The 12,497-nt window shown below is 68.6% G+C and carries 10 protein-coding genes; 4 read left to right on the top strand and 6 right to left on the bottom strand.

Annotated elements, in window-relative coordinates; translation table 11 throughout:
* Positions 1-166 precede the first annotated feature (166 nt).
* Positions 167-2,713 (bottom strand): PAS domain-containing protein, encoded by a 2,547-nt coding sequence (locus ZRA01_RS01510; RefSeq protein WP_141348988.1) that lies wholly within the window; start codon positions 2,711-2,713, stop codon positions 167-169.
* A gap of 122 nt (positions 2,714-2,835) precedes the next feature.
* Positions 2,836-4,182, bottom strand: coding sequence for a fused MFS/spermidine synthase (locus ZRA01_RS01515; RefSeq protein WP_141348989.1), 1,347 nt, complete (start codon positions 4,180-4,182; stop codon positions 2,836-2,838).
* A gap of 306 nt (positions 4,183-4,488) precedes the next feature.
* On the opposite strand from ZRA01_RS01515, the gene exaC reads away from it, so the two are divergent.
* The 3 genes from exaC (at position 4,489) to ZRA01_RS01530 (ending at position 7,089) form a co-directional block, all read left to right on the top strand.
* Positions 4,489-6,009: an acetaldehyde dehydrogenase ExaC gene (gene exaC, locus ZRA01_RS01520; protein WP_141348990.1), complete on the top strand. Its 1,521-nt coding sequence runs from the start codon at positions 4,489-4,491 to the stop codon at positions 6,007-6,009.
* Positions 6,010-6,348: 339 nt separating this feature from the next.
* Positions 6,349-6,720 (top strand): DUF779 domain-containing protein, encoded by a 372-nt coding sequence (locus ZRA01_RS01525; RefSeq protein ID WP_141348991.1) that lies wholly within the window; start codon positions 6,349-6,351, stop codon positions 6,718-6,720.
* Positions 6,721-6,756: 36 nt separating this feature from the next.
* Complete coding sequence (locus tag ZRA01_RS01530) at positions 6,757-7,089, top strand: c-type cytochrome (protein WP_141348992.1); 333 nt, start codon at positions 6,757-6,759, stop codon at positions 7,087-7,089.
* Between the two features lie 353 nt (positions 7,090-7,442).
* On the opposite strand, the gene ZRA01_RS01535 is transcribed toward ZRA01_RS01530, so the two are convergent.
* Genes ZRA01_RS01535 through pedF form a run of 4 tightly spaced genes read right to left on the bottom strand, consistent with a single transcriptional unit; the run spans position 7,443 to position 10,186 of the window.
* Positions 7,443-7,976, bottom strand: a complete 534-nt coding sequence (locus ZRA01_RS01535; protein WP_141348993.1) for a cytochrome b — start codon at positions 7,974-7,976, stop codon at positions 7,443-7,445.
* A complete protein-coding gene (locus tag ZRA01_RS01540; RefSeq protein ID WP_141348994.1) occupies positions 7,973-8,911 on the bottom strand; it encodes a beta-propeller fold lactonase family protein in 939 nt (312 codons plus the stop codon). The genes ZRA01_RS01535 and ZRA01_RS01540 overlap by 4 nt, the downstream gene beginning before the upstream one ends.
* An 8-nt stretch (positions 8,912-8,919) precedes the next feature.
* Positions 8,920-9,768, bottom strand: a complete 849-nt coding sequence (locus ZRA01_RS01545) for a transporter substrate-binding domain-containing protein (protein ID WP_141348995.1) — start codon at positions 9,766-9,768, stop codon at positions 8,920-8,922.
* Positions 9,758-10,186 carry a cytochrome c-550 PedF gene (gene pedF, locus ZRA01_RS01550; protein WP_141348996.1) on the bottom strand — a complete coding sequence of 143 codons (429 nt, stop codon included), beginning with the start codon at positions 10,184-10,186 and terminating at the stop codon, positions 9,758-9,760. The genes ZRA01_RS01545 and pedF overlap by 11 nt, the downstream gene beginning before the upstream one ends.
* Before the next feature lie 264 nt (positions 10,187-10,450).
* On the opposite strand from pedF, the gene ZRA01_RS01555 reads away from it, so the two are divergent.
* Positions 10,451-12,442 carry a sigma-54-dependent Fis family transcriptional regulator gene (locus ZRA01_RS01555; protein WP_141348997.1) on the top strand — a complete coding sequence of 664 codons (1,992 nt, stop codon included), beginning with the start codon at positions 10,451-10,453 and terminating at the stop codon, positions 12,440-12,442.
* The last annotated feature ends 55 nt before the right edge of the window (positions 12,443-12,497 follow it).

Consider the following 12,497-nt stretch of genomic DNA (forward strand, 5'->3'; position numbering starts at 1 on the left):
GTCAGGGAAGGAGCAACCGGCTCAAGGCGCGTCGCCTTGTCGGTGCGCGGCAGGCGGTTCGCGGCCTGGGGAGAGAAAGGCACGACTCGCCGAGCTCGGTTCCCCCCTGCCAAGGGGGGCCAGGGGGGTCTGGCGGGCGACTGAAGTCGCACCTACAGGTGCTTGTTCAGCCCACGCCGCTGCCCTTTCGCAGGCACACGGTGAACCAGAAGGTGGCGCCTTGGCCCGGGGTGCTGTCGACGCCGATCTCGCCGCCCATCAGGTGCACGATGCGCTTGCTGATGGCCAGCCCCAGCCCGGCGCCGCCGTATTGGCGGGTGGCCGAGTTGTCGGCCTGCTCGAAGGCCGAGAAGAGGCGCGCGATGTCGTCGGAGGCGATGCCGATTCCGGTGTCCTGGATCTCGAAACGCAGGCACAGCTGGGCCGGGGTGCCGTCGAGGCGGTGGATGCGCAGGACGACGGCCCCCGCCGCGGTGAACTTGATGGCGTTGCCGAGCAGCTTGGCGAGCACCTCGCACAGGCGCTTTTCGTCGCCGCGCAGGGCCAGGGCCGTGATGGCGGGGGGCTGGGTGAGCTGCAGGGTGAGGCCCTTGTCGACGGCCTGGGCGCCGATCTCGGCGTGCAGCCGTGACAGCAGGCCCGCGATGCTGAAGTCGGTTTCGTCGAGGGTGATGCGCTGCGACTCGATGTTGCTGATCTCGAGGACGTTGTTGATGAGGCCGAGGAGCTGCCGGGAGGACTGGTCGATCTTGTCGAGGAGGTCGCGCTGCTTCGGGTCGTCGGCGCGGCGCAGCGCCAGGCGGGTGAGGCCCATGATGCCGTTCATGGGGGTGCGCAGCTCGTGGCTCATGTTGCCCAGAAAGGCGCTCTTGGCGCGGCTGGCGGCCTCGGCGGTATCGCGGGCGGCGCGCAGTTCAAGCTCCATGGCCTTGCGGGCGGTGAGGTCCACGTGGGTGCCCACGGCGCGCAGGGGGCGGCCGTCGGCGTCGCGCTCGACGACCATGCCGCGGCTGAGGATCCACCGATAGCCGCCGTCCTTGCCGCGCATCCTGAACTCCAGCTCGTAGTGCCCGGTGTCGCTCAGCATTCGGCCGGACTCTGCCTCCACAAACGCCCGCTCGTCGGGATGCACGAGGTCGAGCCAGGCCGAATGCCTGTCGCAACCCAGCTCGCTGGGCTCGAAGCCCAGCATTCGGCTGTACATGGGGCTGGTGAACACCTGGCCGGTCTGCAGGTTGGCCTCCCACAGGCCGTCGTTGGCGGCCTCCATGGCATCGGCGTAGCGGGTCTCGCTGCGGCGCAGCTCTTGGTTGGCAAGGCGCAGCGACTCGGCGAGGGCTTCGAGCTGGCATTTCGAGGCGGCCAGCGCCTCTTCGCTGGCCTTGCGCCGGGTGATGTCCTGCACCACGCCATGCACCTTGACAATGCGGCCGTCACCCTCCCGCACCGCCCGGCCATGGGCCGAGATCCACAGCACCGGGCCATCCGGCAGGTTCACGCGGTATTCCTGGTGGTAGTTGCCGCCGGTCCTGAAAGCCTCGGCGATGGCCTGCTCGACCCGCTGGCGGTCGTCGTCGGGCAGGCGCTCGAGAAAGCGGTCGAGGGGGGGCCGGGCGCTGGTAGGCAGGCCGAAGAGCGCCAGGCAACGCTCGGAGGCGGCCACCCGCCGGTCGGTGACGTCCAGGCTCCAGATGCCCAGATTGGCGCTGTCGATGGCCAGCTGCATCCGCTCGGCCGCCTCGCTGCCCCGCAGCGCGCTGCGGTAGATGCGCCGCGCCGAGAGCGCCGTGATCAGGATGATCGCCCCGCACAGGCCGAAGAGCAGCACCGAATGGCGCCGCCAGCTCGACAGATATTCGCTCTCTGCGCGCCCGATGTTCACGAAGAAGGGGTAAGCCACCACCGGCCGGTAGGAGAAGATGCGCTCGACGCCGTCGAGGGGCGAGGTGGCGATATAGGCGCCCCCCTCGGGATGCCTGCGGACGCGATCGCGGAAGGTGTTCGATACCGTCGTGTTGCCCGGCCCGGCGCCGGGCCCTTCGACCTGGGGGTGGCGTGCCACCTGGGCCATGTCGAGGTTGCGCAGCACGGCAACCCCCGAGGGGCCGAGGCTGGGTTTGGCGAGCAGCTGGGTGAGGGCTTCGGTCTTGAGGGTCACCGCCACCACCCCGGCGAAGCTGCCGTCCGGGTTGTCGAGCCGGCGCGCCATGACCAGCACCCAGGTCTGGCTGCCCCTGGCGATGAAAGGGCCATCGAAGATCGGGCCGCGGGCGCTGCCGTCACGGGCCTTGATGAAATAGCCCCGGTCCGCCAGGTCGACGTCGCCCCGTGTGCCGTGGCTGCCGAAGCGGGGCGCGCCGTTGGGGCCCAGCACCATCACCGTGAGCGCCTCGGGCACCTGCAGGAGCTGGCGGTCGAGAAAGGCATTGAAACGGCCGGCGTCGACACCGCCGTGGGTGGCCGCATCGAGGTAGTAGTTCTCGGCCGACTGGATCAGCGACTCGGTGCGCGCAAACAGGGTGCCGACATCGTCCGCCAGGAGCAGGGAGAGGTTGTGGAGGTCGGCCTCGGAACGCTCGGATTCACCCAGGTGCTCCGAGCGCACCACCAGGCCGGTGAGGCCCAGAGCCAGCAGCGTGATGAGGAGCGTGACGAGGACATACTGCCGCCAGTCGGGGCGTCGGGCAGGCAATGCGGGGGCTGGGGGCAACATATCGAATCCTCTCACGGCACAAAAATGCCACCGACGGCCCCCGAATACGGGGTGCGTTACTCTAGGTGGGCGGGCTGGCGTGGGTCAAGCGTGCTGGGTGGGGTGAATGGGGCCGGTGCCGCTCAGCGGGAGCGCGCCAGGTCGGTGTCGGCGGTGCTCTGCTCGTCGGTGTACAGGCTGACGGGCGCAGGCTGACTGCCGGCGTGGCAGCTGACGATCACGTTGGACAGCGGCTTGCCCTTGTGGAGCACCTCGACGCCGCAGCGCCCGAAGACGCTCTCGATGGTGGCCAGCAGGTTGCGGGCGTAGGGCGTCTCGAGGCGGCCGTCGAGGATCAGGTTGGCAAACAGCACGCCGCCGGGGGCCAGCGCCCGGCGGGCGTCGCGCCAGAACTCGCGGGTGACCAGGTGGCCGGGGATGGAGGTGTGGCTGCTGAAGACATCCACCACCACCGCGTCGAAGCGCCGGGGCGTGCCGGCGACGAAGCGGCGGGCGTCGTCCACGATGAAGTCGCCGCGGATCGGGCCCTTCAGAAAGCGGGCCTCGGCGATGGCGCGGATCTCCGGGTCGATGTCCACGTAGGTGTAATGGTTGAGGGGCTCGTGGTGCGACAGGGTGAAGCCGCCGGCCCCCAGCACCAGCACCTGGCGGCCGGCAAAGCCCAGCTCATCGAGCAGCACATGGCGCAGGTGGGTGATGTAGCGGGCGTAGCCGGGGGGCTCGCCGGCGTCGATCAGCGAGGCCAGCGAGTTGTTGACGAAGAAGGCGCGGGGGTCGGGGTGGCCGGGGAGTTCGACCGGGCTCACCGCGTAGTCGGCGTAGGCGGTGTCGACCACCTCACTGGGCGGGAACAGGTTGACGGCCACCGCCAGCGCCGCCGTGGCCAGCGCGACGGCCCAGGCGCGGCCCTGCTGCCGGGCGAGGGCGAGGCTGCCCGCGGCGAGGCCCAGCGCGCAGGCCAGCACCGCCGCCGACACGCCCAGCCACTGCATCACCCCCAGCGACAGGCTCACCGAACCCAGGAAGCTGCCAAGGGTCGACCAGTACAGGGCGTGGCCGCTGGCCTCGCCGGTGCGCATGTGCTTCATGAGGTTGGTGAGCACCGGCACCGTCTGGCCGAGCAGCCAGGCCAGCGGGCACAGCACGCCGCCGATGAATACAAGGTAGGCCACCCCCACCGGCTGCAGGTGGGCAAACAGGCCATCCACCGTAACCCGCGCCAGCCCCAGCCCGGCGAGCAGCGCCGAGAGCGCAAAGTTGCGCGCCACCACCTGCGTGAAGCGCTCGCTCACCCGGGCGCCCGCGGCATAACCCAGGGCCAGCGCGAGCAGAAAGAGGCCGATGGTCGGCGCGGTGACGACGATGGCGCTGCCCACGTGGGGCACCAGCCGGCGCAGGGCGATGACCTCGGCGCCGAGGGAACAGAAACCTTCGATGAAGACGATCAGGTAAAGCAGCTGGCGGGGCATGGGGCGAAGGGCACTTTGCGGAGGCCGGATTATCGCCCAGGCGAGGGGTGTTGCCTGCGGTGTAGAGCAACTGCTCCATAAATGCACACCTGCTCCACGCAAAGACACGGCGGGCAGCCGGGCGCAGCGTGAGGCAGGGCCTTCGTTTTTTACAGACCCTTGAAAACATTGAACTTTACACGCCACCCAGGGGCTGGCCCTGGCGCTGGCACGGCACATGCACTTTAATTGCCACGAGTCGCGGCGAAAGGAATCGCCGGTCTTGAGTCAGCCCGCATCACCCATTCGATAAAACAGGAGACAAACATGCTTTACGCTGCCCCCGGTACCGCCGGCGCCAAGATTGCCTACAAGGCCCGCTACGAAAACTTCATCAATGGCCAATGGGTCGCCCCGGTGAAGGGTGAATACTTCGACGTGATCACGCCGGTGAACGGCAAGGTGTACACGCAAGCCGCCCGCTCCACCGCCGAAGACGTCGAGCTGGCCCTGGACGCCGCCCACGCCGCGTTCCCGAAGTGGGGCAAGACCGATGCGGCCACCCGCTCCAACGTGCTGCTGAAGATCGCCGACCGCCTCGAAGCCAACCTCGAGCTGCTGGCCTACGCCGAGTCCGTCGATAACGGCAAGCCGATCCGCGAAACCCTGAACGCCGACATCCCGCTGGCCGTCGACCACTTCCGCTACTTCGCCGGCTGCCTGCGCTCGCAGGAAGGTGGTATCTCCGAGATCGACGAGAACACCATGGCCTACCACATCCATGAGCCCCTGGGCGTCGTGGGCCAGATCATCCCCTGGAACTTCCCGATCCTGATGGCCGCCTGGAAGCTGGCCCCGGCCCTGGGCGCCGGCAACTGCGTGGTGCTGAAGCCCGCCGAGTCCACCCCGATCTCCATCCTGATCCTGGCCGACCTGATCTCCGACCTGCTGCCGCCGGGCGTGCTGAACATCGTCAATGGCCTGGGCCGCGAAGCCGGCATGCCGCTGGCCACCAGCAAGCGCATCGCCAAGATCGCCTTCACCGGCTCCACCGCCACCGGCCGCGTGATCGCCCAGGCCGCCGCCAACAACCTGATCCCGGCCACCCTGGAGCTGGGCGGCAAGTCGCCCAACATCTTCTTTGCCGACATCATGGACAAGGACGATGCCTTCCTCGACAAGGCCATCGAAGGCATGGTGCTGTTCGCCTTCAACCAGGGCGAAGTGTGCACCTGCCCGAGCCGCGCGCTGATCCAGGAATCGATCTACGACAAGTTCATCGAGAAGGTGCTGAAGCGCGTCGCCGCCATCAAGCAGGGCAGCCCGCTCGACACCGACACCATGATGGGTGCCCAGGCCTCCGACGTGCAGATGGAAAAGATCCAGTCCTACCTGAAGCTGGGCAAGGAAGAAGGCGCCGAGTGCCTGATCGGCGGCGAGCGCGCCCACCTGGGTGGCGACATCGAAGGCGGCTACTACATCCAGCCGACCCTCTTCAAGGGCCACAACAAGATGCGCATCTTCCAGGAAGAGATCTTCGGGCCGGTGCTGGCCGTGACCACCTTCAAGGACGAAGCCGAAGCCCTGGCCATCGCCAACGACACCCCCTACGGCCTCGGCGCCGGCGTGTGGAGCCGTAACGGCAACGTCGCCTACCGCATGGGCCGCGCCATCCAGGCCGGCCGCGTATGGACCAACTGCTACCACGCCTACCCGGCCCACGCGGCCTTCGGCGGCTACAAGGAATCCGGCATCGGCCGTGAAACCCACAAGGTCATGCTGGACCACTACCAGCAGACCAAGAACCTGCTTGTCAGCTACAGCGAGAACAAGCTCGGCTTCTTCTGATCACGGCAGTCTCCTCCGCACGCCCGCGCTGGCTCGCGGGCAGGAACTTCAGGGGCGGGCAACCGCCCCTTTTTTTAGGCTTGGTCAGTGTTGTCCGTGGAGCCGCCGCACGCCGGCGATGCTTCGTGCAGGGGCGACTTTTAGGGGCGATGTAGGGGCGACTTCAGTCGCCCGCGGACTCCGATCAACGGCATGTCTTTTGATCAACGTGCGGAGGGCGACTGAAGTCGCCCCTACAAGGCTACAACCCTTCAGCACACCCAATCGGCGCCGCGATGCAAGTCCGGCACCTGCATCCGCAGACAACCGGCACCCAGCCTTCTTATCGAGGACAAGACGATGGTCGACCGCGTGATTGCCACTCCGGCGGCACTGGATCTGATCGATGCGCTGAAGGGCCGGCACGGCCCGGCGCTGATGTTCCACCAGTCCGGCGGCTGCTGCGACAACAGCTCCCCCAACTGCTACCTGCCCACCGACCTCACCGTCGGCCCCTACGACCTCAAGCTCGGGGAGATCGGCGGCGTGCCCTTCTACATGGGCGCTGCCCAGTACGAGTACTGGAAGCACACCCAGCTGATCATCGACGTGGTGACGGGCCAGGGCGGCAACTTCTCCCTCGAGGCGGGCAGCGGCAAGGCTTTCATCACCCGCTCGCGCCTGTTCTCCGACGACGAATGGGATGAGCTGGAAGCCGCCGGCCTCGTCTGATCCAACCCCGAACACGCAACGCAAGGAATACTACCGATGAAAGCTCTCACCTTCCGCCACACCCTCGCCCCGCTCGTCGCCGTGCTCGCCATCGGCGTCAGCGCCCCCTCCAGCGCGTCGGAGGCGATCGTCAAGAAGGCCCGCTGCGTGGCCTGCCACGCGGTTGACGCCAAGCGCGTCGGCCCGGCCTACAAGGAAGTGGCCGCCAAGTACAAGGGCGACGCCGGCGCCCCGGCCCGCCTGTTCGACAAGGTCCGCAGCGGCGGCAGCGGCGTGTGGGGCCAGGTGCCGATGATGGCCCACCCGGCCGACAAGATCAGCGACGACGACCTGAAGGCCGCGATCCACTGGATCCTGGCGCTGGAGTGAACGGGGTCGCTTAAGGCAGACAAAGGCACGACCCACCGGGCCCGGCTCCCCCCTGCCAAGGGGGGCCAGGGGGGTCTGGCGGGCTGCGATATGAAGCGAGTCCACGCGGACCCCGTACAACCCCTCCCCGGCCCTCCCCTTGTCAGGGGAGGGAGCGCTGGCTGAAGGTGTTTCGCCCTGTCGGTGCGCGACAATCGCAGGCCTGCTCCTGCTGCAAGGGGCCGAATTCATTCGCACCCAGGGGTGAAACGAAGGATCGGCCCCGGCCTTACCGGCTGCGGGAGAGCAGGCTCGCCCCGTGGGCACAAACTCGACGAAGAATCTGCGCACCTGCTCCGCCCTGGAGCAGGTGTTCAATTACGCAACAACCACCCCGGCAACATGCGCGACAGGGTGCCGTCGCGCTGGATGGCGTGCTTCAGCGCACCGGCCACGTGCAGGCCGACGAGGCCGGCGATGGCCCAGGCGGAATAGACGTGCACGGCCTTGAAGACGCCGTTGATGGCCTCGTCGGGCCAGCCGAGCTTGGGGAGCTCGAGGCCGAAGAACTTGAGGGCGTAGGGCGTGAACTGGGAGGCGATGACCCCCGCCAGGGGCGCGATCAGCATGAGGCCGTAAAGCGCGTGATGGACGGCCCGGGCGATGGCAGCCTCGAAGCCGCCGCTGAGCACTGGCGGCGGCGGATGGCCCCGGCGCCACAGGATGCGCAGCCCGATCAGCCCCAGCGCCACCAGCCCCCACGATTTGTGGAGGCCGTAGGCGGCGGTGCGCTCGGCGCCCTTGGGCAGGTCGATCATGCTCCAGCCGCGCCACAGCAGCCACAGCACGACGGCCGCCTGGGCCCAGTGGATGAGCATGGCGGGCGCCGTGTAGCGTCGGGGTTTCATCGGATCGTCACTCCCCAGGGCAGCTCGCCCACCTCAATGTCGGCGAGCTTCTGCAGGGCGGCGGTGTCGATCACCGACACGCTGCCGGAGCGCCCGTTGGCCACGTAGAGCTTGGCCCCGTCGGGGGTCAGCGCCATGTTCCACGGCCGCTTGCCGACCGGGATGCTGGCCAGCACGCGATTGCTGGCCACGTCGATGGCCATCACGCTGCCGTCGCGCCCATTCGACACGAAGACCCGCTTGCCGTCGGGGTGCACGGCGATGCCGTTGGGGAACTGGCCGGCGGCGATCTCGGCCACCACGCGGCCGGCGGCCACGTCGATGGCGTACACCTTGCCCGCCAGCTCGCTGGCCACGTAGGCGCGGGTGCCGTCGGGCAGGAAGCCGATGCCCCGCGGCCGCTTGCCCACCGGGATGCTGGCGCTCTGGCGGCGGGCCGCCACGTCGATCACGTCCACCTGCTCGGCCTCTTCGGCGCTCACGTAGAGCAGGCGGCCATCGGGGCTGAACACGGCGTGCTCGGGGTTCTTGCCATGCACCGCAATGCGCGCCAGCTCGCGGCCGCTGGCGGCATCGAGGAGCACCACGCTGTTGTCGTCCTCGACGGCCACCGCCAGCAGCTTGCCGTCGGCCGACAGGCTGACGCCCTCCGGCGAGGCGCCCACCGGCACGCTGGTGACGAGCTTGCCGGTGGCGGTGTCGATGATCAGCAGGCTGCCGGTCTTGCCGTCGGTGACGTACACACGGCTGCCGCCACCGGCGATGCCGCGGGGCCGCTGACCAGCCGGGATGTCGGCCTGGCGGGCATCGGTGGCGGTGTCGATGACGCTGAGGGTGGCCGACTTCTCGTTGGGCACATAGGCCAGCGGGCCGGCCTGTACGGCAGCCCCGAAAGCCGCCAGCAGCGCGGCGCACAGGATTCTCAGCGGTGCCATGGCGGGCCTCATGCGGGGGTGTGGGAGATGCCGTGGCGGCGGAAGATCTCGGTGAGGCTGCCGTCGCGCTTGAGCTCGGCGAGCGCTGCGGCGATGGCGTCGGCGAGCTCCTGCTCCTCGACCTTGACGGCCATGCCCAGGGGCCAGCTGCCAGTCTGGAGTTCGGGGAAGTTGACGGTGTCGATGGTGAGCTCTCCCCTGCCCTTCAGCGCGGCCTCGAGCTCGGCGCGAGGTGCCATCACGGCGGCGATCTTGCCTTCCAGCGCAGCCTGGGTGGCCTCGCCGACGGTCTTGAAGTGCACCACGTTCTCGCGCAGGCGGCCGTTGAGCACGCCGAGCAGGAAGGCGTCGGCCAGGGAGGCCGTCTCGACGCCGATCTTCTCGCGGGTGAACACCTCCAGCGCCACCGCGGCCGAGCCGCTGGGGGCCTGGCGAACCTGTTCGGGCCGGCGTGCGAGGGCCAGGGCCTCGCGGTGGTAGGCGCCGAAGATGCGCACCTTGTCGTTGGCCTTGGCGAGGTAGGGGTCGACCGGCACGTGCATCATCACGTCGGCGGGCTGGGTGCCGAGGTAGTGGCCCTTCCACACCATGTTGCGCAGGTCGTCGTTCATGTCCTCGTCGGCGTTGAAGCCGACCACCTCGGGCGCCAGGCCCAGCTTGGCGGCGAGGGCGCGGGCGAGGTCGGCGTCGATGCCCTTGCCGCCGGCCATCGAGTAGGGCGGGAAGTCGTTGTAGACGGCGAAGCGGAGGCGGCCGCGCTGGCGGAACGCCTCCAGCCCGTCGGCCCGCGCCGGCAAGGCCGCGGCCAGGGGCGCGGCGGCCAGCGCCTTCAGCCAGAGGCGGCGCTCAGTCTTCATGGACGGTCTCCAGCCAGCTGCGGATCGCCCACATAGCCTCCTGGCTCAGGGTACCTTCGAAGGGGGGCATGTACACGCGGCCGTCGCGCACCGCGCCCTTGCGGATGCGCTGCATGAAGACTTCGTCGCCCTCGTCGCCGAGGGGCAGGTAACGCAGGTCCGGCGCGATGCCGCCCGAGATGGCGCCGAGGCCGTGGCAGCGGGCGCAGTTCTGGTTGAAGGCCGAGTCGCCGATGCGGATGGCGGTCTTGTCCTTGCGGTAGGGGTTGCTGGGCAGGAAGTCAGCGCCGAGGGCCTTGAGCCCGGTGGTATCGACGGCCTGGGGCACCACGTCACCGTGGGCCAGAACCTGGGGCGCAGCCCCGGCGATGCAGAGGACGGCGGCGAGCGTACCGAGGTGGCGGAAGGGATGTTTCACGTTGTCTCCTTTGTCGATTATGGATTTCGGGGCTTTATGGAGAGCTGCGAGCAAACCCTGTGCCAGAAAGCGCAAAACCCCAATAAAGCCGGGCACGGCCCCTGTCGGAATGGGAAATCTGCCACGGAGCGGGACATACGCCTTGGCACGCCTATTGCTAAAAGAGACGACGCGACACACTGTTCTTTGCTAAGAAAAGACGCAGGTGTTACGTTATGAAGCACAACAAAAAAGAAATAATTTCAGCGACATACGGAGGAGACAATGGGACAGTTGCAATTGCGGGCGGAAGTCCATGGAGAACGGCTGCTGCAGGCCCGCGAGCTCTTCTTTGAGCAAGGCGATCACCCCGACGGCCTGGTTGACCCCCTGATCCTGCGCTCCTGGGAGCGCTGCCGCCGCTTCGGCGTGGGCGACCCCCACCTCACCGACGTGACCTCGACCATGGACCGCGTGGCGCTCAAGACCGAGCAGGAGCGCAACCGCTTCCTGCTCACGCAGAGCCGGCCGATCATGGAGCACGTCTTCGAGCAGATCCGCGAATCGGGCAGCATGGTGATCCTGGCCGACGCCAACGGGCTGCTGCTCGAAACGGTGGGCGACCCCGATTTCGTGAGCCGGGCGGATCGGGTCTCGCTGATGGCCGGCGCCTCTTGGGACGAGAACCTGCGCGGCACCAACGCCATCGGCACGGCGCTGGCCGAGGAATCGCCGGTGACGGTGCTGGGCGCCGAACACTTCCTGCAGCACAACGGTTTCCTCACCTGCTGTGCCAGCCCGATCTACGGGCCCGACGGGCGGCTGGTGGGCGTGCTCGACATCTCGGGCAGCTACCGCCGCCTGCAGCGCCACACCCTGGGGCTGGTGAGGCTGTCGTCGGCGCTGGTCGAGAAACGCCTGTTCGAGGCCTTCCACGCCCGGGACATCCTGGTGTGCTTCCACTCCCGCCCCGACTACCTGGGCAGCCCCAAGGAGGGCATCGCCGCGGTGTCCCCCGACGGGCGTGTGCTGGCGATGAACAGCAGCGGCACCGAGATCCTGGGCATCCGCCAGGTGGATGCCGTCCGCCGCGACTTCTCGATCGTCTTCGAGAGCAACCTGTCGGCCCTCATCGACCGCCTGCGCCACAGCCACCAGGGCATCCAGGAGCTGTGTGTGAATGGCAAGCTGATCCACGTGCAATTGCGTGGCCAGCTGCCGACGCCGTCGGTGCACGGCGGCCGCGGCGACGAGCGCGCCCTGCCCCCGCGCCCGGCACGCCGGGCCGATGCCAGCGCCGCGCCGGCCATCACCCTCGACACCCTCAACACCGGCGACGCGCGCCTGCAGGCGGCGATCGACCGGACCCGGCGGATGCTCGGCCGCGACATCCCGATCCTGATCCAGGGCGAATCGGGCGCCGGCAAGGAGATCTTCGCCAAGGCCTTCCACAACAGCGGCCCCCGCCGCGACCAGCCCTTCGTGGCGCTCAACTGCGCCTCCATCCCGGAAACCCTGATCGAATCCGAGCTCTTCGGCTACCAGGGCGGCGCCTTCACCGGCGCCCGCAAGGAAGGCGCGCCGGGCAAGATCCAGCAAGCCAACGGCGGCACCCTGTTCCTGGACGAGATCGGCGACATGCCCCTCAACCTGCAGGCGCGCCTGTTGCGCGTGCTGCAGGAGCGCTGCGTGACGCCCCTGGGCAGCACCAAGACGATCCAGGTGGACATCGCGCTGGTGTGCGCGACCCACCGCAAGCTGCGCGAGGAGGTCGCCCGCGGCAGCTTCCGCGAAGACCTCTACTACCGCCTCAACGGCATGAGCGTGACGCTGCCGGCCCTGCGCGAGCGCAGCGACATCCGCGCGCTGGTGAGCCGGCTGGCGCTCGCCGAGGTACCAGACCCGACCCTGGCGGTGCGTTTTTCGGAGGGTGCGCTGAAGGCCATCGAAGGCTATGCCTGGCCCGGCAACATCCGCCAGCTCCACAACGCGATCCGCGTGGCGATCGCCCTGCTGGACGAGGGCGAACAGCTGATCACCGAGCAGCATCTGCCCGAGGAGCTCTTCGAGGCGCCGCTGGCTGCTGCCCCGGCCCCGGCGGCGGGCGGAGAACCCATGCGGGCCGCGGAGCCACTGGCGAGCGGCAGCAGCCTCGACGAGATCGGCCGTCAGGCCGCCATGCGCGCGCTCGAAGCGGCCGGCGGCAACATCTCGTCGGCGGCGCGCCAGCTGGGCATCAGCCGCAACACGCTGTATCGCAAGCTGGGCAAGATGTAGCGGGTTGAAAAGGGTAAGCCTGGGCGGCGTCAGCGGCCCAGGCTGGAACCGCCGA

The organism is Zoogloea ramigera, from assembly GCF_006539865.1.
Lineage (GTDB): Bacteria > Pseudomonadota > Gammaproteobacteria > Burkholderiales > Rhodocyclaceae > Zoogloea > Zoogloea ramigera.